The following is a 22,438-nucleotide window of genomic DNA, read 5'->3' as shown; positions in this document are numbered from 1 at the left end:
CCCTTTTCCTTATATGCCTAAAAACAGGATGAAGAACAGGGACTCTACTGTGAAGTGCAGGGCACGGTGCTGTAACCATGTCATTTCCAGGCCAGCTACTTCGTGGTAGAGGTCTATAACCAGGTGGATGATTGCTGCTAATAATCCAATTTCCAAGGATAAAAAGAGCAGGGATAACAGGATGAAGTGGAATATGGCTTCCAGAACTTCGTGCACCATCCACATTCTAATGTTGGATCCTACTATTTTCTGTATCATTCCCGCCAGTAAGACGTAGAAATCAAAGAAAAGCTTCCAGAAGATTTGGCTGTGCGCCTCATCACTTATTGCCAGGATAACAGCTATGTAAAACCACAGCATTTCCATATTATGCTCACCGTATCATTATCATGGTTACAATTTTGTGTCAGTGTAATTTTATACCATATGTAACTATAGATTTAATTATATCCATTGGTTAAATAGACTATAACAATACTTAACTTGAAAGCATATATATTTAATTTAGCTATTTGGCTGATTTTAGAATTTACTAATGATTTAGCATGGAGAGGAGACCGAAGATGAAGGAAGTTGAGGTTCCTAAGGACTACAATCACGAAAAAGAAATCGAGTGGCAAGAGATATGGCAACAAACAGAGCTTTACCAGTTCGACCCCAATGAAAGCCGACCCCGTTACATAATTGACACACCACCACCGTACCCTACAGGATCCATACACATAGGCCACGTTCTCAACTGGCTTTACATGGACTTACTAGCCCGCTGGAAACGTATGCAGGGCTACTCCGTACTGTTCCCCCAGGGCTGGGACTGTCACGGTCTGCCCACCGAGGTTAAGGTGGAGGAAACCCACAACATTAAGAAGAACGACGTGCCCCGGGATGAATTCCGCGAAATGTGCATAGACCTCACCCGGGAGAATATCCAGGGTATGAAAACCCAGATGCAACGCATGGGATACTCCCAGGACTGGAACCGGGAATACGTGACCATGACCCCCGAGTACAAGGAAAAGACCCAGCGTAGTTTCCTGAAAATGTACCATGATGGTCTCATCTACCGGGCAGTGCACCCGGTGAACTGGTGCCCCCGCTGTGAAACTGCCATTGCTTTTGCTGAAGTTGACTACCAGGAAAATGAAACCTTCCTCAATTACCTTGAATTTCCTTCAAGCAGTAATGAATCTGGTGTGCCCATCGCCACCACCCGGCCAGAATTACTGGCAGCATGTGTAGCAGTGGTAGTGCATCCTGAGGATGAACGTTACCAGCACCTCACTGGCAAAAAGGTTAAGGTACCCCTCTTTGACCGGGAAGTGGAGATCATCACCGACCGAGAAGTGGATCCGGAATTTGGTACCGGGGCAGTTATGATCTGTACCTTCGGGGATAAAACCGACGTAATGTGGGTTAACCGCTACAACCTGGACATTATCGAGGCTATCAATGAACAGGGAATAATGCAGGATGTCTGTGGCAAATACGCCGGACTCACCCTCCAGGAGTGTAAACAGGCCATAGTAGAAGACCTGGATAAAGAGGGATACCTCACCTGTAAAGAGAAGGTAGACCAGAATGTGGGCCTGTGCTGGAGATGCAAAACACCCATTGAAATCCTGGTTAAAAAACAGTGGTTCGTGGCAGTCAAAGAACTCAACAGCCAGATAGAGGAAGCTGCCGAGAACATGGACTGGATGCCCGAGCATATGAAAACCCGTCTTTTAAACTGGACCGGTAACATGGACTGGGACTGGTGCATCAGCAGGCAGAGGATATTCGCCACCCCCATACCAGTATGGTACTGTAAAAGTTGTGGAGAGGTAATGTTACCCTCCGAAGATGAATTACCCATCGATCCCACCCAAACCCAACCTTCCACTCCCTGTAAGTGTGGAAGCACTGAGTTTGAAGGTGAAGTTGATGTACTGGATACCTGGATGGACAGTTCCATCACCCCACTGGTGATTGCTGGTTGGCCCTCCCCAGAGTACAAAGACCTCTTCCCGGCCACCATCCGTCAGCAAGGACACGATATCATACGAACCTGGGCATTTTACACTATATTAAGGTCTCTAGCCCTTACTGGAGAAGCACCCTTCCAGAATGTAGTGGTTAACGGAATGGTATTTGGAGAAGACGGTCATAAAATGAGTAAATCAAGGGGAAACGTCATTGCCCCCGAAGATGTGGTGGCAGAGTACGGTGCCGATGCCCTGCGTCTGTGGGCCGCCAACAGCGTCCCCGGCTCCGATGTTCCCTTCGCCTGGAAGGATGTGCAGCACGGCTACAAATTCCTCAGGAAATTCTGGAACGCCTTCCGGTTCGTGAACATGCACCTGGCCGGTTACAATAATGAAGAAATCAAACTGGAAAGTCTAAAACCACTGGATAAATGGATACTCTCTGGTTTAAACCAGTTGGTGGCCGAGATCACCCAGGCCATGGAGGAGTACAACTTCGCCCAGGCCCGTAACCGCATACAGGCCTACATCTGGCATGACTTCTGTGATGATTACATTGAAGCAGTTAAATACAGATTGTACACTGATGATGAGGGAGAATCAAAACAGGCTGCACTTTACACCCTGAACACAGTTATCAGGACCTGTTTAAAACTTATGGCCCCCTTCACCCCCCATTTCACTGAAGAGGTAAATTATTATCTGGGCCACAACCATGAACCGGAAGAATTTAGAAGTATTCATCAAGAAAAATGGCCGGAAGTGGTGGAGAAACTCTGTGATGAAGAAGCAGATGAAATGGGAAAACTGGGATCCGAAGTGATCAGCCAGTTAAGACGCTTTAAAGCCAGTCGCAAAATGCCACTTAACGCCCCCCTCAAGTCTGCCACTTTATATTCCAGTTCTCCTGCAGTTTACAACCAGTTAATGGCATTACAAGAAGATATACAGGGCACCATGCGTGTTGAGAAGTTAATGGTTACCGAGGGAAAACCCGATGTACGGGAGATAGTGGTGGAAGTAACCCCCCGCATGGACCAGATCGGACCGAAATTCAAGGGCCAGGCCCCGGTAATTGTGCAGTACCTGCAGTCTGAAGACCCACAGGAAGTAGCCAACACCCTGGAAAATGATGGTTACATTGATGTGGAAGGATCCCACGTCACTGCTGATCATGTTTCCACCAGGAAAGAACTGGTGGGACGCACCGGGGAAAAAGTGGAACTCCTGCTCCTGGAAGAACTGGAACTGGTAATTGAACTGGTGATCTAACCAGTTACCCCATTAAAAACAGGTGATTATGGTGGAATTAAAGGTAGAAAAAGCCAGCGAAATAATGGGAGTGGTGAAAGCTCCCCCATCCAAAAGTTACACCCACCGTGCCTTACTCTTAGCTTGCCTGGCCCGTGGCCAGTCCCATCTGAGGGATCCCCTGTACTCTGCTGACACCTTAGCCACCCTGAAGGCCTGCCAAGCTCTGGGGTGTGACATTGAACTTGAAGATGAAGGTTGCACTGTTCAGGGTACTGCCGGAGAGTTAAAAACCCCGGAAAATGTTTTGAACCTGGAAAATAGTGGCACCACTCTTCGCTTTTTAACCACCATGACCAGCCTGGCACCAGGATGCAGTGTGCTCACTGGTGATGATTCTCTGAGGACCAGACCCATGCAGGACTTACTGGATTCTCTCCAGAAGCTGGGTGTGGCTGCCTACTCCACCCAAAGTAACGGTCTCCCCCCAGTGGTAGTTAAAGGTGGTTTTACCGGAGGTAAAAGTGACATCAAAGGTAGTGTGAGCTCTCAGTATATCTCATCTATTTTACTCTCTGCCCCCTACGCCCATAACCCGGTGGATCTCCAGGTGGTAGGGGCATTCAAGAGCCGGCCCTACGTGGAGATGACCCTGGACATCATGGAAAAATTTGGTGTTCAGTGCGGTCAGGAACCCGAAAACAAATTCCACCTGGACCAGCAAACCTACCAGGCTAGGGATTACACCATTGAGGGTGATTATTCCTCAGCATCGTACCTGATGAGTGCTGCCGCCATATCCGGTGGGGAAGTTACGGTTCTGAATTTATTCAAAGATTCCCAGCAGGGTGATAAGATGATTCTGGACATCCTGGAGAAAATGGGGGCCAATATAAAGGCTCAGGAAGACAGAGTTACAGTTAAGGGAGATTCCCCGAAAAACAAAACAACCGGAAAGATCACCTCCAATCTCACCAGTATTGATGTTAACCTGGAAAACTCTCCCGACCTCCTACCTACAGTGGCTGCCCTGGCAGCAGTGGCCCAGGGAACATCCCACATTGTAGGGGTGGAACACGCCCGTTACAAGGAAACTGACCGGGTGCATACCATGGCCCTGGAATTAGGTAAACTGGGAGTAGATGTAACTGAAGAACGGGACAGCCTAACCATCACCGGAGGAGCAAACGGCGGTGTGGTGGAAAGCCACACTGATCACCGCCTGGTTATGTCCCTGACACTGGTGGGACTTCTTACCGGTGGAGTGCATATTAAAGGGGCCGAGGCCTACCAAGTTTCATTCCCTAACTTCCCCCAGGTGATGGAAGATTTGGGATGTCCCATCAAAATCATCTAAACTATTTTTTTTATTTCCATTGGGAATTGGCCCAGGGATAAAGGGATAGTTTAATAAAAGGATAGTAACTAAATAAATTCATTGATTAATACTTGTACGGGATAGGTATTATGCACTGATTAAGGAGAAACTTGTATATTGAGTGAAGGGATTGGAATATTTTTTACAGGTGGGCTAAAATGAGACACAACAAGGAAACCAAAATAGTGGTTCTGGGCGCCTATAACTCAGGAAAAACCACTACCTTAGAACAGATCTGTCACAACAGGGCCAAAGTTGAGTACAACGGAACCACCACTGCCCTGGACTATGGTAACACCATGATCAACGGTAAAAAAGTGCACTTCTTCGGAACCCCGGGCCAGGACCGATTCCGCTTCATGCGGAGGATAGTCTCCGAAGGCCTGGACGGAGCCATACTGGTTGTGGACAACAGCAAGGGAATAACCTCCACTGACCAGGAAATCCTGGGGCGACTGGACCAGTTCAATATCCCCTACGTAATTTTCGCCAATAAACAGGACCTTAACTCCGATAACCTGGATACTGATTCTGCTGCACCAGTAATCCCCACTATTGCCCAGGATGGAGACGGAGTTATGGAAGGAGTAGAAGCCCTCCTGGAAATTCTCCAGTAATATTTGATACCGCTATAAACCTTTATTTTTCTCATATTTTATTCCTTCAAATTATTTTAGGGGAGATAAATTATTTTATGGAAGAAATATAGTTAGATTTACCACGATTAAGATTACAATTCCTAAAAAGTAATTCATAAAACGAAAGGGACGGTATTGAACATGGATCTCCACCAGCGTATTGATCTGGTTATGGAAAATTTAATGCAGAAATACGATCTGCGAGTATTTGAAGGAGGGGATCCCTACCGGGTTCTCATCAGGACCATAATCTCCCAGAGAACACGAGATGAAAACACTGACCGGGCCTCTGCCCAGCTTTTCTCCCAGTACCACACCATGACCGAGATCGCCAATGCGGACCCCACCCGACTGGAACCACTGATACGCCCAGCTGGTTTCTACCGGGTTAAAGCCCAACGTATTGTGGAAGTTTCAAAGAAGCTTCTGGACGAATTTAAAGGCCAGGTCCCCGATGATATTAAAAATCTGCTGAAATTACCCGGTGTGGGGCGCAAGACCGCCAACTGTGTCCTGGTCTACGGTTTCCAGAAGCCAGCCATACCCGTGGATGTCCATGTGCACCGTATAAGCAACCGTCTGGGCCTGGTTAAAACCAAAACCCCGGAAGAAACTGAGGTAGAACTGGAAAAAATTGTCCCCAAGGAGTACTGGATTGAATTAAATGACCTCATGGTGCAGTTTGGACAGACCATTTGCCGCCCCCAATCCCCCCGGCACGAGGAATGCCCCCTACAGGATATCTGCGATTATTACCAGGCCATAAAGAATAATGGTATTAATCAAGAATAGAATTGCCTAAACTATTTTATCCTTTTTTAATCTTTTTAAAGAGTTATCATCTCTAAAGAGCTAATATTCCCAATAGAGATTCCTAAATAGAGTTAATGTTTAATACACCTTAACCCCGAGTAAATGCTAAATTTTACCAAATATTGTGGGGTTATTGTTGCTCACTTATCTGACTATTTTTAGTGGTCTGTAGTTTTTGATAATCTTACAACCAAAATTATTTATTGTCATTAAGTTAGTACATAATATAAAGTAATATTGTTGAATCATATTTGTGTTAAATTAGGTAAGGTAAATTGAGTTTGTAGTGATTAAGTTACGTGAGTAACTAAAGTTTGCAAAGTCAGACACGCAAATAACTAAGATTGTAGTGTTAAGCCCTGCAAGTAAATTGAATTGGTAACTAAGGAGAGGAATCTATGGAAACTAAGTATTTAGTGGGAATTTTAGTCATGATTGTGGCCATTGGTGGTGCCACCGCTTGTAATTTTTTATTGCCCGTAAATGAACCTGTAACGCAGGATCAATCTCCAGCAAGCACCCCTGCTGTGGGCAATGCTTCTGGAGGTGAAGAACAGACTCAGGACACAACCAAAAAGACGGTTCAGGCCCAGAAAGTCACCTGCACCAAATGCGGAGGAGATGGAGTTCTCACCTGCACCAGCTGTAGAGGTAGTGGTGGGTTAAAAGGATCCTGCCCCACCTGCGGCGGTGATGGTGAAGTATACATTGATGGTAATGGTAACACCAACCCCAACTTTGTACAAATGGTGAAGGTACTGGCCTGTCATACCGAAACCTGCCCGGCCTGTGGAGGAACTGGAGGAGAAAAGAAAACCTGTACCAAATGTGGAGGAGACGGTAAAATATCCTGCCCAGCCTGTGGTGGAGACGGATACACTTAAAACCTTCATTTTCCCATTTTTTCCTTTTTAAATGATTGACCTCTATTTACCCTGTATGTGCCTCCAACACATATTTTACTGCACCTATACACCTAAATGTTTATTTAACTTGTAAAATCTTAATCTATCACAGATAATACAGTTTAGCTATTGATGATGCATGTGGGAGTCACCATTACAGCCTGAACCCGAACAAATATTAAGGTCATATAAAATACCTAATGTTAACTACTTACGATTACATTTATAATTGTAAGAAATATTACATGGGGGAATTTAATATTAGCATTGATTACCTTGATGTTTACTCCAAAACGAAGGATCAGATGAGATACATTGCTGGTTCATCCGTAAGGGTGCAGATTTTAGTCTGCCTGGGCAAAGGTTCCAAAACCATGTCTGAACTAAGATCAGAAACGGGACAGAGCAGTTCCACCCTTTCACACAACCTGAGTAACCTTGAAAAAAAGAAAATAACCACTAAGAACGAAGAAAAATATTCTTTAACTTCCTTTGGTAAGATAATAAGTATTAATCTCGTGGAAGACATTAAAACCAACGCAGCCATCAGTAAATTTAGGAGGCTGTGGATTAACCATGACTTGAGCAGTATTCCTCCAGAACTTTTAAGGAGAATTGGGGATCTCCATAACTCCACACTTATCGAAGCAGAGTCCGGGGAAATATTCAAACCCCAGGATGCCTACGAAAAAATATTAACTGAATCGGAGTACATTAAAGGAATTTCACCCATTTTCCGTTTCAATTACATTGACATGTACCAGAAGGTGATTGAAAAGGGTACCAAAGTTGAATTAATATTAACCCAGGACATTGTTAACCAGACCATGGATGGTATAAGCAGTGAGGAAATGGAATATCTGAAGAGTTTCATATCCCAGGAAATGGTTAAATTTTGGGTTATTCCTGAAGTTAAAATTGCGTTTACCGTTACTGACAAATACTTATCATTAGGTTTATTCCGGGAACAGGGGGATTATGATAATAATAAAGACCTGATTAGTGATGATTATGACGCAGTTACCTGGGGTAATCAGTTATTTAAATACCATAAGAACCAGGCTAAACCATTCACCCTATAGATCCATCATTAAAATATTAGTTATATTAACTTCCAGTTCAGTGTTCATAGCCCTCAGCGGTTGTTTAAAAACCTTTTTTTCCTTTTCTTTATATGGCGTACCCTTATCTTACCCACTTTTAATAGCTACTTTTCTGGTGATCTACTCGGTTTACGGGTTAAACAAGATAACTGACACCAAAGAAGACCAGTTAAATGCACCCGAGAGATCAAAAATCATCTCCAGTCACCTGAAACTGTTCAAGTACACCACATTTTCCTCCCTTATCCTGTCCCTGATCATTGGAATTCTCCACAGCTGGAAAGTGTTACTGGTGCTCATTTTCCCATTGATAGCTGGTTTAATATACAGCATAAAATTTCACCCCCGTATACCGCGCTTGAAAGATATATATGCCGTGAAGAGCTTCACTGTTGCTTTAAGCTGGACTGTGGGTAACACCTTCCTGCCGGTAATAGGCCACCGTGTGGATTTCATCCTCATGGGCCTGGTTTTTTACTTCTTTTTCATTAAAAGTTTCATTAACACTGTGCTTTTCGATCTCTTGGATCGCAAGGGTGATAAAAAGAGCAAGACCATAACCATACCCGTAGTTATGGGCAAGTCCCGCACCATTCAATTACTTCTAATTCTCAACACCACCCTGATCCTGGTTATTCAACTGGCACTGGCCTTTAAACTCCTGCCAGTGTTCATCATACCCCTGATTTTTTGCACGGTCTACGGTTACCTTTACATATTTTACTTTTCTCGCCAGGAAAACCGTTTAGAAATGGATATCCTGGTGGATGGTGAATGGATACTGGTGGCATTCATCACCATACTGTTGGTGAAGTTATAGAATACCAAATCTCACAAAAAATCAGAAATAAACAGAATACCACACTCCTAAAAATTGGAAATTAAACCAAACATCAGATAATCATAAAAATTGGAAATTAAACCGAACATCAGATCGTCACAAAAATAGGAAATAAAACAGAATATTAATAGTTATGAAATTAGAATGCCCAAACTAGCCATAACTATTTTCCTTGAATTTTATACGAAAAATGGTTCCATCCTGGCTATCCAATTCCAGTTCACCATCGATCTGTGCCGTGAGACTGTTCACCAGTAACATGCCCAGACTGTCACTCTTCTTTAAATTAACATCATCAGGGATTCCAACTCCATCATCACCGGCTTCCAAGTAGTATTCATCACCCTTTTTATGGAAGTTTATCCACACTACCCCTTCACGGCCAGGGGGAAAGGCATATTTGAGACTGTTGGTGATGATTTCATTAATTATAAGGCCCAGTGGCACGGCGTAATCCACATCAACCATAACATCCGGAATATCCATTTTAAGCTCGATTTTCTGTTCCGTACGGTAAGTATCGAAAATATCCCTGACCAGGGAACGGATATAGTCCGAGAAATCAACACTTTTAAGATCATCAGAACGGTACAATCTCTCGTGGATAAGTGCCATGGAACGGGCCCGGGTTTGGCTCTCTTTAAAAACCTCCCTGGCAGCTTCATCTTTAATCTGCCTTGATTGCATGCTGAGGAGGCTGGATATAATCATTAAATTATTTTTGACCCGGTGGTGTATCTCTTTCATCAGCATTTCCTTATCCTGGAGCAGGTGGTTAACCTGAACAGAGAGCTGGCGAGTCTGGAGCAGTACCTTAACCCGGGACTGGAGCACCATCTTGGTAATAGGGACAGTTATAACCTCATCAAAACTGGTCCAGACATCTTTCTGCACCTTTAAAAGGTCATTAGGAGATATGACCAGGAGATATGGTAAAAATAGGGGTGCCTCATTTTGTTTTCTTAATTCCATTTCTTCCCTTTTGGCTGCCCAGCGGGCTAAGTCCATAATCCACAATCCAAGACCATCACCCTCATCAGGAATCTCTGATTCATGGTATATTATGTTATAATCTTTTCCCAGGAGTTCTCCAACCATTACACTGTTTTTAGTGTTAACCATTGATATTAAGATAGTTTCCTTTGACTCCACTGACATCACCCGCTTTCCCTAATCCTGAATCAAACTTTTAATTAAATGTAAAAGTTCTTTGACAGCTAGAGGTTTGACTATGACTCCTTTAGCACCATAAATAAGGCCCTGTTTTTCCACAGCATGGTGATGTTGCGGACTTAAAACCAGAAAGGGGATATCTGCACTGCGAAGGAGTTCACAGGAATCCCAGACACTGCGGTTAAAACCAGTTATATCCATTAACACCAGGTTTATATCCTGCTGTCTGGTTTGAACTTCCCGGTCCAGTGATTCCAGGTCCCGAGAACCCACAACTTCATATCCTTCCTCACCCAGAATTTGATTCAAAATGTCCAAATTTCTCTGGTTACGATTTAAGACCAAAATAGTGGGGTTTTTTGGCATTTTATCATTCCCTGTCATTTCTGGAAAATTCTAAGTCTCCACTGAGTATTCCCTTAATATCTAGGGGTGGTCCTACCCTAATTCCGTACTGAGTAATCTGTAATTCGCGGATGTTCTTTTCAAAGTCACTTAAACGTTTTTTAAGTACACCAATGGCTTTTCTCAGTTCCCCGCCCTGTTCGAAGTAGCGAAGGAATACCATATTATCCGCCAGATAGCTGATACCAATTTCAGTTATCTTTAGATCTCCACTGAGATTTTCCACCTCGTTGATCAAGATCACCGTGACTCCAGTGTGGGTCATGTACTTGGCCAGGGAGTGCAGGTGGCTTACCGGGTCTTCGCCTCGCAGGGAAAGGTTGTAACCCGAGGTACTGTCGATCATCACGATTTTAGAGCCATTTTCATCCACTTCATTCCGTACCAGCTGGGCGAATTCTTCCGGGGAATAGCGCAGGGGTTCCACCGGCACCACCGAGAGCATACCGGTGTTGATCATGCTCTTTACCGGAATGTTAATGGATTCACAACGGTTAATCAAGTTAGATTCACTTTCTTCAAAGGTGTAAACCACGGAACGTTCACCTCTACCAGCGGCTTCCTTCATAAACTGGATTCCCACCGTGGTTTTACCCACTCCACTGGGTCCACTGATTATGGTGGTGGTGCCCCTTTCAATACCCCCGTGAAGGAGTTCATCCAGTTCTGGAACTCCCGAGGATATGGTTTCATGGGTTAATTCCTGTTTCTGGACAGTGGGTCGCAGTCGGGGGTATATTTTAACACCACTGCGGGTTATGCGCATGGAATGCACACCGAACCTGAATCCTGATCCTCGGAATTTACTTATAGATATACTTCGACCTTCTTTGAAGAATTCCAGGTTTATTATACCGTCACACATGAACTGGAGGTCATCATCCGGGTCCTGTTCACTGAATTCTGAGGTGAAAAGTACGGTGGCCCCGTTATCCGTTAAAAAACGCAGGAATGATAGGGCCTGTTTTCTGAACTGAAATTCATCTGTGGATAGATATCTGAACTGAGTTATGGGATCCAGGAACACCCTCACTGGCTGCAATGACTGGACCTTTTCGATTATGGTGTTGGTGGTTGATTCCCGTTCCACTTCTGCTGGTGAGAATATATCGTAGGCTTCCTGTTTGGCAAAGAAATCCTCGTCAGGACTGAGATCTAAAAAATCAATACCCTCAGTGTCAAAGCCCATGGCCTGGGCATTACTGATCACCTGTGGGGTGGGCTCACCCATGTTTATGAATAGAACTTTCTCCTTATTTTTCACTCCTTCCGTTAAAAAGTGCATTCCCAGGGCTGTTTTTCCAGTTCCTGGTAAACCCCTTAGGAGATATGAACGCCGGGGTACAAATCCACCCATTAATATCTCATCAAAACCAGGGATGCCACTGGATAACTTCTCTTTTGTTTTCTCTGTATTTTTCACTTATATCCCCATCTCAATATTTAGATTCTTGCTTAAATATTGAATTCACTTAAACATAAAATTTAGGATCATTTTGGTGAATCATTTCACAATACAGGTTGGAAATCAACTCGGAGGATGATTTAGAAAATATTTAACTCCAATTTAAACCTATTTCACCTATTAAACCATTTAATAATCTATTTTCCAATTTTCCAAGTGAAAAAACATACCGGGACTTCGATCTTAAAAACATTAACCATTACTATGCCTGTAAAAAAAACCTTTTTAAAGTAAGATAAAATAGTGATTAGCCGGGAAATGGTTAAAAAAAGTAGGATATTGATGGAAAAAATAATTAAAATAATGAGGTGGATAATTCTGAAATTAGGGATGAAAATATAAAAATAAATCCCTAATTTCACGCCTTTAGCCCGGCAACCTTACCCGCAAAGGCCTGCAGTACTTTTTTGGATAGTCCTTCCACGAATTTCAGGCTACCGGCACATTCGTGGCCTCCACCATCAATACCTGCTTCGGGTATTTCCACCAGGAGTTCCTGAATTATGGTGTTGAGGTTGAAACCGAATATCTCATTCACGGCATCGGTGGCCCGTATAACTCCAAAGTCTGGGCCGTAGGCCAGGGTGATAATGGGTGTTTCTTCCCCGTGTTTCTGGACCATGCTGTCGTGGACAAAGCCACAGGTCTTACCGGGAGCAGGGAAAGTGAATTTATGGGCGAACTTCTCCACGTCCAGAACACTGAATATAATTCCGTTGGGGAACTTCTGGGTCTTGAGATTTGGCAGGGCTGCGGCCAGCTGCCATTCCACACGTCTTTGTGACTCTTTGTAGAGTGCATCCACCAGTTTGGTGTGTTTTTCCCTGTTACCCAGTCCCAGTATGGTGTCCATGATTCCCCGGCCATTCATGAAGCGCAGGAAAAATGCTTCAAAGTCAATGGCCGTGGCGATCCTGTCCAGGTCTTCCAGGTCGTAGCCTTTTTCCTTGGCCAGGTCGATGTACCACTGTGCTTCTGGTGAGCGGGCGTGGTCACCCACTGCTGCTATACCCGGCAGGTGGAGGAGTCTATCCTTTACCTCGGGGTTGATCATCTGGGCCAGTTCCACGGCCAGGGCCCCGGCAGTGACCTGGCTGTCTCCTCCTTCCAGGTAGGGGTTCACGTGGACATCAACGTAGTCATCTACGGCTACCCGGCCATCGGTGACCTCTCCCGGATAGTGGTGATCCACTACCACCACTTCAATGTCGTATATCTTAACCTTCAACAGGGCCAGGATGTCCTCTTCGGTGGAACCGTTATCCATAAGGACCAGTAATGGTAATTTCTGTCCGTGGCGTTCCAGGTCTTCCAGGGCAAAGCTCAAGTCCTTCACCACATCTTCGATCTCGTAGAAGGGTGCTTTGCTGGGAGAACGGCGGAAGTAATGCCATTCTGCATCGTTGGCCGGGTTGATCTCCTGCAATAGGGGGATGACTGCCTTTTCCACAGCCACACCGGCACAGATACCATCGGCGTCAGCGTGGTGACGTACCAGTATACTGCGCCCGTCCATGATGGCTCGGCGGATGGCTTTAGCCGCAGCAACTAGGCGTGGTTGTAATTTCTGGATTATGGGTGCGTCCTGTATGAGCTCGGTGTTTTCTGGTTCTGCCCGCTTATCCAGGGCTTCATCGATACGTTGCCTGGCTTCGGTAGCGTCTGATCCATGGAGGCGCTCGATGCTCTCGGATTCTATCTGGATCTTACCTCCGTGGAGGGATACTTCCCCCAGTACTTCCACCATATTGTCGATGTTGATGTTGGGATAGACCCGTACTCCGGGTTCATCAAAGGCTGCGGCCCAGGTGATACCAGTTTCATCGGAGATGGTGAAGATGGTGGGTCCACTGGTCTGCTGGATCTGGACCACTTCTCCCACCAGGCACACATTCCTGCCCTTCATTTTAGGGGTGATATCGGCTATTCGGGTACGGGGCATTTCCTTTTTGAGTTTCACCAGTTCGTAAGCCCCTTTGATAGCAGCGGGTGCCAGGTCCACTTCTCCCCGGTGGTGTTTGATCTCCATGATCTGGACAAATAACTCCTCACCCACACTGTAGGGTGGGCTCCTCATACGCAGGAGGCCGTAAAGTTTCTTGGAGAGACTAACAAAAACACCGTAGTCTTCTACCCGGGTGATCTTTCCCTTGTAGTGTTCCCCTAACTCCAGGTCCTGTAGTTCTGAGGCAGGGTGCAGTATATACACCCGGGGTTTGTCCTGGCAGTCGTCACAGTAGTCTCCCTTTTCAATGGGTTTACCACATTTGGTGCACAGGTTGATTTCTCCTTTTCCCTGACATTCCGGGCATTCCTCGGTGACTTCCACTTCTCCTTTCCCACTGCATACACTGCAGGGGACTTCCTGTCCCTGGTCCAGTTGGAAGCGTTCTCTAGCTCCCCCGGAAAGGCCTTTTAGGTGGCCTTTAATATCTACTTCGTCGGAAACTCCCGTTCCGTGGCAAGCTTCGCATATCTTATAGCTCACCACCCGGCGTCCCTTCCCTTTACATTCTGAGCATGTTTTTTTCATGATTGTATCCTCAAAAAAATAGTTATGGTAACTTAGTTTTCGTGAAAACTTATTATGATTTTATAGGAAATTTAGTTGGTTTAATTTGATTATAGTTAAATTAATTTTGTTTTAGTTCTAATTCATTTGTTTAAAGTTTAATTAATGCATTTATAGTTTTAATTTAATTCATTTGAAGTTTAATGCATAATTATAGTCTTATTCAATCAACATATGACTTTATAAATTTATTCACTCCCGGATACGAATAAAACTTAATTCAACAATCTATTTCAGTAAAAAGAAAAGATTTATGAATCATTTAAATTTAGAGGGGTTCTGCTGTACTATCTCTTCCCTCTGTTTCTGGTACACCTGGGAAGCGTCCATGAACTGGTTGGCATTGTCCACATGGGTGTTGGCAGTTCTGGTGTCATTGCGGGCAAAGAGGGGGATGGCAACCTTCAACTGGTTGGTGGCGTTGATCTTGGCATCCAGTTCCTGGAGGGTGATCTGCAAGTAAGTAACGTAAACCTGATCCTGGAGATTCTTAGCGTATATCAATGCCTCCTGGGTGGATGTTCTAGCATCACTGAACTGGGATGAGGCGTTGTCAGCCTGTGACTGGGCAGCTTCGTACTGGTACTTGTTGGTACTGGTGGCAGCCTGGTTGAAATAGGTGTCACCGGAGGATATATGGTCGTTTATGGTGTCGGTTAACTGATCTATCTGGGAGACTTGAGTGCCTAAACACCCGGATAGAGAAACAATCACCAATACCAGGGCGAATATAATGATTACTTTACGCATAACACACCTGCACAGTTTGAATTTATTTTCAATCCACCAATTATTTCTAAAATCCTGTGAATTTAATGATAAATCTAATATGTGTGGAATTACTTGAAATATTTGCCTATTAAAAGTGGAGATATCCCCATTATCTAGTTTGAATATAGATTTCAATAGTATTTGATTCCTTAAATAGTTTTAAACTAAGTATCATAAACCAGCAGTTTGAACTTAAAAACTATACAAGAAATATTTCATTTAATAATTACTTATTTTCCAGGTAAAAATGTGCTTCAAAGAAAAAATTTTTAAAAAAAAAGAGATTTCAAAGAAATAAAAAAAATAAATTGATCATGCCCCTTTAGATTTTCCCGGAGATTAGGACTTCCATAACCCGTGAATATTACAGTAACTCCGTATCTGGGTTACTGTATCCGAATCAGCGGGAAATTCTGCTTCGGGCTGGTCTCCAGGTTTTAGAAGCTGGACAAAAACCTGGTCACCCGTGGCTAGCTCCACCCACTCAATGTGGTGATTTTCCTCCATGGGATGGGCTACTTCTCCCACCTTAACCTTCACTCCCTGGGCTGTTTTTTCCATAATTGGCCGGTGTTTCAGGGCCCCGTCATCATCCTGCCTTTCTTTCAAGAGTTCCATGGGCACTTCACAGCAAACCAGCTTACCCTGGCCGGCACACCGCACATTCACAATGTTTCCACAAATATCACAGCGATAGATCTGTCCTTTTTCCGTCATTTGAACCCTCAATGTTTTTTACCATACATTAATGTAAATTTTAATGTAAATTTTTTCCAAATGTAGATTACTACTTTTAATGTAAATTAAGTTTCAATTTGAAACCCCATGAGTGTATCTTTTTAATGTATCCCTGTTCTTGGTATAATTTTTAGAAAAAAAACAAAATATGATAATCCCCCAAATAGGGAATATTCATCCCCCAAAAAAAGTAGGGATTAATTACTGTGCTGGAAACCCTAGATTTTCCTTGTTTTAGTATTTTTCGCAGCGTATCATGAAGTATTCTGTGGGGTGGTCACAGGAGGGACATTTTTCTGGTGGTTGTTTTCCAGTGACTGAATATCCGCATTTAATACAGGTCCAGGTGACCATTTCATCTTTTTTAAAGAAGGTTCCGGCTTCGATTTCTTTTAAGACCTGGGTGTACCTTTCTTCGTGGTGGATCTCTGCGCGGCCAATGGAATTCAAACGCTGGGCAACGTCATCCAGTCCTTCTTCCTTAGCTACTTTAGCAAATTCTGGGTACATTTCACTGTTTTCGTAGTGTTCACCAGCGATGGCTGCTTTTAAGTTTTCCACGGTGTCTCCCAGGGTGAGGGGGGCTTCCGCTTCCACTACAATGGCATCATCATCCAGTGATGCGTCTTTTTTCAGGTTCTGGATCATCCTGAATAACCATTTCGCGTGTTCACGTTCGTTATCTGCAGTTTCCAGGAATATTTTCTCGAGTTCAGGGTACCCATCCTTTTTAGCCTGTTTAGCATAGAAAGTGTACCTGTTTCTAGCCTGACTTTCACCAATAAATGCTTTTGTAAGGTTTTCTAAGGTTTTTTGCATTATTGACACCTCATGTTATATTTAGGCCCCCAACTTTATATAAATTTTTATCATTAATGAAATTGAATAATACCCTCATTAAAGTTGCTAATCACTGAAAGGAGTGCGTTATCATTGATTATATGTTATGAGAGTGTGGAAAGGTTATTTAATATTCCTTCTCACTTTTAACCAACCTATTTATTACCTATTAATCATATAATAAAAAAGTAGATGCTTTTAATGTGTACAACCTCCATAAGTGGTTAAATTTGTGCTACAGGGTTTTAGAGGGGTTTGTTCCCTGGAACATACTAACACTAACTCTTTAAAGACCGGTCATTGTCGATTTAGATTCCAAACTAAGGGAATGGTTCCCATGGATCAGGATACAAGGGACGATTTTGAACCCTTTAAACTAGAACACCTACCTCGAGAAGAGGATGAAGAACAGCTTTCCATCTATTTAAATCGAATACGAAAATTTAAATCTTTTTCTAAAATTTTAGCAATAATGGTAATTATTCTGGGAGTTATGGGGGTCCTGGGATGGTTTTTCAATGTACCCCTGCTCCGGGGAGAATACGGAGGGGTCATTGGAATAAAGCTCAACACCGCCATCCTGTTCATACTGGCAGGTTCCGGTGTTTATCTTTTGAACCTTAAATTAAAGGGGAAACAGGTACTAATTACGCGAATATTAGGCATTATCATATTAGTATGGGGAACTTTAACCATCTTTGAATATATCAGTGGGACAAACCTGGGCATGAACTACTTATTCAGCAGTATACTACCAAATAACAGCATTTTAGCCAAAAGCAGACTGGCCAGCAGTTTGAACTTTATTCTAATAGGCGCTGCCCTTCTCATGGCCAGTTATAAATTTAAAATTCGTTATGTGCAGATTATCGCATTTTTTTGCGGTTTTTTAGCCTTTTTTGGATTGTCTTCTTACCTATACGGGAGTAGCTCTGACTATCTCCTGGACCTCATGGCCCAAATGGCTTTTATGACATCCATAATACACATAATTCTCTCGTTGAGTATACTGTGCCTCTGCCCGGACCATTCTTATATGGGAAGGATAACTGCCCAGAATTCCGGTGGTTACATGGCACGACGCTTGCTACCCGCGGCTCTTATGGCGGTGTTCCTGATAGATCTGTTAATAGTTAGTGGAGAAAGATTCAACATTTACAGTGCTTACTTTGGGAATATATTCGGAATTATACTGGCTTTAGCATTTTTAACCATAGTAATTATCTGGAACGCCAAAATGCTCAATAAAATGGATCGTCAAAGACAAGAGTCCAATCGTCATCGTCTTGATCTTAAAAGATTCTACGAAAACCTGGTGGAGGGTATTAACGAGGGGATATGGGTTACGGATAAACACGACCGCCTGTACTTCATGAACCGGGGAATGGAAGAAATAAGTGGTGTTACCAGCCAACAGATGGAAGGCCTGCATATACTGGAGGATCTGCCTGATAATACCACTGATGGACTCAAGGATTACTACCGGAAATCAAAAGAAACCCTGAAACCAGTGCACTATGACTCCCTTCAAGCCACCAGCCCTAGTGGTCGTCAATCATATCAAAGTGGCTGGATCATACCCCAGCTTAAAGAGGGAAAGTTTAACGGAGCAATATGTACAGTTATCGATGAAACACTGCGTAAAGAAGCGGAAAATGCTCTTAAAAAGTCTGAAACATTTTACAGAACCATCTTTGAGAATACCGGTACAGCCACCATAATCATAGACCAGAACACCACCATAATCATGGCCAACAAACGCTCTGAATCCATGAGTGGGTACAGTGTGGATGAAATTGAACATAACTTAAGCTGGACTGATTTCGTTCACCCTGATGACCAGGAAAAAATGAAAACCTATCACCAGATGCGCCGAATGCCAGGGAAAGAGGCTCCCTCCGAATATGAGTTCCGCCTGCTCAACAAGGAAGGTGAAGAAAGACAGATACTGCTTTTCACTTCACTGATTCCGGGCACCACTGATAGTGTGGTTTCCATGCTGGACATAACCGAACGTAAGAAGGCTGAAAATGTTATTAAAAAATCTTTAAAAGATAAAGAACTTCTTTTAAGGGAGATCCACCACCGGGTGAAGAACAACATGCAGATCATAAGCAGTCTCCTGAATCTCCAGCGCAGCTACGTGGATGATGAGGAAGCCGATAACATACTCCAGGAGAGCCAGGGAAGGGTGAAGAGCATGGCCCTGGTTCACGAGAAACTGTACCAGACTGCTGATCTGGCCAAAATAAACGTGGGGGAGTACATAGAAAGCTTAACCATGAACCTGTTCCACAGTTACCGTACCAAGCCCGGTATAATGCTCAACCTGGATGTGGGAGATATCTACTTTAACATTGACACCGCCATCCCCCTGGGATTGATTATCAATGAACTGGTATCCAACTGTTTGAAGTACGCATTTGAAGACCAGAATAAGGGTGAAGTAGTTATATCCATCCGTAAAGTGAATATTGGCGAATTAGCTGAAGGAAAAGAAGTAAACAAAGCGAATGGAATAGGTGAAGGGAATTATTTCCTCCTGGAGGTTCGGGATGACGGGATGGGGTTACCCGACGATTTCGATATAGAACATACCAACACCCTGGGTCTGCAGCTGGTTAAAACCCTGGTATTGCAACTGGATGGTACCATTAAAATAATAAGAAATAATGGAACCTGTTTCCACATCATATTCCAGGAGCAGAAGTACGTAAAGAGAATTTAATATAATTCCCTTAAAATGAAATTCATTAGAGGATTAAATCCTTTAATTAAATGATTCAAATATTATCATGATTAAATTGAATAATAAAGATAATAAAAACGATTTTTTTGAATTAAATACTTAATAGGATATTTTGGTATATTGATATAACAAAACTGTTCTGGCCATTATTTCTATTATATTGAATCTATGCTTATATTGAATCCATATATAAAAACGAAAAGGTATTTCTATAATTAGCGAACCTATTTTTATCCAATGAAAACATTCCTATTAATGGAAATGAAATCCTTTTGTCAATTGAAGGTACAAATGTTAAAGTGCAGGACTATGATTTCTCCAGGGGGAAGGTAAAGTGAAACTGAACACACCACTCCAAAGGATGGTAACCGGGCTTATTCTGGTGGCTGCTCTGGCAGTACTATGCAGTAACTACGCCATAGAATACGAGTACCATCAGAAATACCCATCTTACGGAACCATACTCTCAGATTATCCTGAGGGAGAGGTGGTAAATGTCGGTGGGACAGTTACCAGCACCAGTTCCAGCCAGTTCCAGATCCTGGAGAACTACCACGGTCAAAACATTAACCTGAATATCAACAGCTCCACCCCTGTAAACCTGGAGGACCAGGTGTCAGTGGTGGGCGTCTTGGGGCCTAACCACACCATCATCCAGGTGGAACGAGTGGAGGTCAATGAATACTGGAAGTACCTCTTCCTGTTGCTCCGTTCCTTCCTGGCTGTAATCCTCCTGATTTTCATATTCTACCATTACTGGTCCTTTGACTGGAAAAGTTTCGAGTTCCGGAGGCGGTAAGCATGCCAGACTGGATAGTTCACCTGGCAGTGGCCTGGAGTGTGTGCCGTATACTCAGCTTCCGATACCCTCAGTTTAACCCGGCCAACACTGTTCTGGTCATGGTGGGATCCATCTTCCCCGACGCCATTAAAATATCCATACTAGCCGAACTAGTGGGATACGATGTGTGGGACTATATCTACGTGTTCCACCTCCCCCTAGGTACATTTTTACTGGCAGGAATCGCCGCCTTACTCTTCAGGGAGAAAAAAAGCGCCTTCCTATTTTTATCCATGGGAATAGTAACCCACTACCTCCTGGACCTGCTCCTGATACAGGTGGGATATGGTATGGCCCTCTTCTATCCCCTAAGCTGGACTGGGTTCACCCTGAACCTGGTCCCCAACGATGATTACTACATAACCATCGTGGCCCTGTTTATAGCTCTGATAGTTTACTTGGTGTCAAAATGGGTGAAAAAAAGAAGTTTAACCATTAATACACTGCAAAAACCTAAGTAACACTGGAAACCTTAAAAACCCACTGAAACCCTACTATTCATCATTTTTTAAAGGGTTTCCATAATCCTCTTCAGCAAAGGTCAAAGTGAAGGAGGTACCCTGGTTGGTGTCCAGTTCCATCTCACCATCCACCTGGTCAGTAAGGGTATCCACCAGGCGCATGCCCAGGGAATTGGTTTTTCGAAAGTCCAGGCCTTCAGGGAATCCCACCCCAGTATCCGCTACCTGGAATATGTAGTGGTCATTGGCTTTATGGAATTTAACCGATATTTCACCATCTTCACCGTGGGGGAAGGCATGTTTGAGGCTGTTAGATACCAGTTCATTGACGATTAGGCCCAGGGGGACAGCGGTGTTGATATCCAGGGGCACGTTACCCACATCCATTTTCAGTTTGATGTTGTCCCGGATAACGTATGTCCGGAAGAGTTCCTGGGTGAGGCTGGTGATGTACTCCCCGAAGTTTATGCACTTGAGATCCGTGGAACGGTACAGCATGGAATGAATGAGGGCCATGGACCGGGCCCGGTTCTGACTCTCTTTGAAAACCTTCCGGGCGGCCTTATCCTCAATATACTTGGATTGCAGGTTGAGGAGGCTGCTGATAACCATGAGATTGTTTTTAACCCGGTGGTGTATTTCCTTAAGCAATAGTTCCTTTTCATCCAGGGACTTGCGGAGCTGTTCCTCAGCCTGTTTACGGCGGGTTATATCCCTCAATATGGAGAGCACCATTTTCTCTCCACGGAGGTTGAATATATGGGCACTCACCTCCACTGGTATCTGGTGACCATCACTGGTGAGGTTGATCGCCTCAAAGGTGGCACTCCCCTCCTGGAGAAGGTCCCACAAGCTCGGTTCTTCCCTAGATTCAACTTCAATATCTCTGGGAGTCATCTTCAGAAGCTCGTCCCGGGTGTACCCCAGGCTCTGGCAGGCCACGTCGTTAACTTCCACAAACTGGCCACCAGTACCATCACCGGTAAGGGGGTAAAGGAAAATGGAATCATTGGCATTGTTAAACAGTTCCCTGAACTTTTCCTCACTTTCCTGTAGCTTCAGTTCCATTTTTTTACTGGTGGTAATGTCCCGGGAAATAGTGGAGGCCCCTACCACCCGGCCCAGGGCATCCTTAATGGGGGAGACACTGAGGGAAATATTAACCAGGGACCTGTCTTTCCTGCGGCGTAGTGTCTCGTAATGAGTGATCCTTTCCCCATTTTTGATCCAGGCCAAAATCAGAGATATTTCATCGCTGTTGTAGGGTGGTATCATCATAAAAACACTGCTACCCAGTGCTTCATCAGCAGAAAATCCGTATAACTTCTCGGCAGCTGGGTTCCAGCTTAAAACCGTGCCATCCAGATCCAGACCTACAATGGCATCCTCAGTGTGCTCTACTATAGATTTAATATAGTTTAATTCATCATGGGTTTGGGACAACCTTCTTTCGGTTTCTTGAAGCCGGCTCTGGAGTTCTTCACGGCTTAAATCTGGATGTTTCATATTAATAACTCGTGATAACTAACT

General features: G+C 43.9%; 19 protein-coding genes. 10 read left to right on the top strand and 9 right to left on the bottom strand.

Annotated elements, in window-relative coordinates; genetic code table 11:
- Nucleotides 1-9: 9 nt before the first annotated feature.
- Nucleotides 10-366 carry a hypothetical protein gene (locus CIT02_RS00860; protein WP_292613125.1) on the bottom strand — a complete coding sequence of 119 codons (357 nt, stop codon included), beginning with the start codon at nt 364-366 and terminating at the stop codon, nt 10-12.
- 197 nt (nt 367-563) lie between these two features.
- Between CIT02_RS00860 and CIT02_RS00855 the strand changes: the two genes are divergently transcribed.
- The 7 genes from CIT02_RS00855 to CIT02_RS00825 all read left to right on the top strand — a co-directional run bounded on the left by CIT02_RS00855 (nt 564) and on the right by CIT02_RS00825 (nt 8,872).
- Nucleotides 564-3,236 carry a valine--tRNA ligase gene (locus tag CIT02_RS00855; RefSeq protein WP_292613123.1) on the top strand — a complete coding sequence of 891 codons (2,673 nt, stop codon included), beginning with the start codon at nt 564-566 and terminating at the stop codon, nt 3,234-3,236.
- A gap of 31 nt (nt 3,237-3,267) precedes the next feature.
- Complete coding sequence (gene aroA, locus CIT02_RS00850) at nt 3,268-4,572, top strand: 3-phosphoshikimate 1-carboxyvinyltransferase (protein WP_292614997.1); 1,305 nt, start codon at nt 3,268-3,270, stop codon at nt 4,570-4,572.
- A gap of 179 nt (nt 4,573-4,751) precedes the next feature.
- Nucleotides 4,752-5,210 (top strand): ATP/GTP-binding protein, encoded by a 459-nt coding sequence (locus tag CIT02_RS00845; RefSeq protein WP_292613121.1) that lies wholly within the window; start codon nt 4,752-4,754, stop codon nt 5,208-5,210.
- Between the two features lie 162 nt (nt 5,211-5,372).
- Entirely contained in the window at nt 5,373-6,023 is a 651-nt protein-coding gene (gene nth, locus CIT02_RS00840) for an endonuclease III (protein WP_292614995.1), read from the top strand.
- 419 nt (nt 6,024-6,442) lie between these two features.
- Nucleotides 6,443-6,928 carry a hypothetical protein gene (locus tag CIT02_RS00835; RefSeq protein ID WP_292613119.1) on the top strand — a complete coding sequence of 162 codons (486 nt, stop codon included), beginning with the start codon at nt 6,443-6,445 and terminating at the stop codon, nt 6,926-6,928.
- A gap of 326 nt (nt 6,929-7,254) precedes the next feature.
- Nucleotides 7,255-8,031: a winged helix-turn-helix domain-containing protein gene (locus CIT02_RS00830; protein WP_292613117.1), complete on the top strand. Its 777-nt coding sequence runs from the start codon at nt 7,255-7,257 to the stop codon at nt 8,029-8,031.
- Nucleotides 7,955-8,872 (top strand): UbiA family prenyltransferase, encoded by a 918-nt coding sequence (locus CIT02_RS00825; RefSeq protein WP_363124180.1) that lies wholly within the window; start codon nt 7,955-7,957, stop codon nt 8,870-8,872. The genes CIT02_RS00830 and CIT02_RS00825 overlap by 77 nt, the downstream gene beginning before the upstream one ends.
- A 174-nt stretch (nt 8,873-9,046) precedes the next feature.
- Here the strand turns inward: CIT02_RS00825 and CIT02_RS00820 are convergent, their stop codons facing one another.
- The 7 genes from CIT02_RS00820 to rbr form a co-directional block, all read right to left on the bottom strand.
- Nucleotides 9,047-10,051: a sensor histidine kinase gene (locus CIT02_RS00820; protein ID WP_292613112.1), complete on the bottom strand. Its 1,005-nt coding sequence runs from the start codon at nt 10,049-10,051 to the stop codon at nt 9,047-9,049.
- A 12-nt stretch (nt 10,052-10,063) separates the two neighbouring features.
- Entirely contained in the window at nt 10,064-10,432 is a 369-nt protein-coding gene (locus CIT02_RS00815; RefSeq protein ID WP_292613110.1) for a two-component system response regulator, read from the bottom strand.
- Nucleotides 10,433-10,436: 4 nt separating this feature from the next.
- The gene (locus CIT02_RS00810; protein WP_292613108.1) at nt 10,437-11,894 is read right to left on the bottom strand and encodes an ATPase domain-containing protein; all 1,458 of its coding nucleotides are present in this window, start codon (nt 11,892-11,894) and stop codon (nt 10,437-10,439) included.
- Nucleotides 11,895-12,294: 400 nt separating this feature from the next.
- On the bottom strand, nt 12,295-14,469 hold the full coding sequence (locus CIT02_RS00805; RefSeq protein WP_292613106.1) for a DHH family phosphoesterase: 2,175 nt from the start codon (nt 14,467-14,469) through the stop codon (nt 12,295-12,297).
- 297 nt (nt 14,470-14,766) lie between these two features.
- Complete coding sequence (locus CIT02_RS00800; protein WP_292613104.1) at nt 14,767-15,258, bottom strand: hypothetical protein; 492 nt, start codon at nt 15,256-15,258, stop codon at nt 14,767-14,769.
- Nucleotides 15,259-15,618: 360 nt separating this feature from the next.
- Nucleotides 15,619-15,996: a desulfoferrodoxin gene (locus CIT02_RS00795; protein WP_292613102.1), complete on the bottom strand. Its 378-nt coding sequence runs from the start codon at nt 15,994-15,996 to the stop codon at nt 15,619-15,621.
- 255 nt (nt 15,997-16,251) lie between these two features.
- The gene (gene rbr, locus CIT02_RS00790) at nt 16,252-16,836 is read right to left on the bottom strand and encodes a rubrerythrin (RefSeq protein WP_292613100.1); all 585 of its coding nucleotides are present in this window, start codon (nt 16,834-16,836) and stop codon (nt 16,252-16,254) included.
- A gap of 358 nt (nt 16,837-17,194) precedes the next feature.
- On the opposite strand from rbr, the gene CIT02_RS00785 reads away from it, so the two are divergent.
- From CIT02_RS00785 to CIT02_RS00775, 3 genes are all read left to right on the top strand, one after another.
- Nucleotides 17,195-19,585: a PAS domain S-box protein gene (locus tag CIT02_RS00785; RefSeq protein ID WP_292613098.1), complete on the top strand. Its 2,391-nt coding sequence runs from the start codon at nt 17,195-17,197 to the stop codon at nt 19,583-19,585.
- Between the two features lie 355 nt (nt 19,586-19,940).
- Complete coding sequence (locus CIT02_RS00780; protein WP_292613096.1) at nt 19,941-20,405, top strand: hypothetical protein; 465 nt, start codon at nt 19,941-19,943, stop codon at nt 20,403-20,405.
- A gap of 2 nt (nt 20,406-20,407) precedes the next feature.
- Nucleotides 20,408-20,908, top strand: coding sequence for a metal-dependent hydrolase (locus CIT02_RS00775; protein WP_292613094.1), 501 nt, complete (start codon nt 20,408-20,410; stop codon nt 20,906-20,908).
- A gap of 33 nt (nt 20,909-20,941) precedes the next feature.
- On the opposite strand, the gene CIT02_RS00770 is transcribed toward CIT02_RS00775, so the two are convergent.
- On the bottom strand, nt 20,942-22,414 hold the full coding sequence (locus CIT02_RS00770) for a sensor histidine kinase (protein WP_292613092.1): 1,473 nt from the start codon (nt 22,412-22,414) through the stop codon (nt 20,942-20,944).
- Between the last annotated feature and the right edge of the window lie 24 nt (nt 22,415-22,438).

The organism is Methanobacterium sp. BAmetb5, assembly GCF_003491305.1.
In the GTDB taxonomy this organism is placed as follows: domain Archaea; phylum Methanobacteriota; class Methanobacteria; order Methanobacteriales; family Methanobacteriaceae; genus Methanobacterium.
This window is presented reverse-complemented; position numbering and strand designations above follow the sequence as displayed.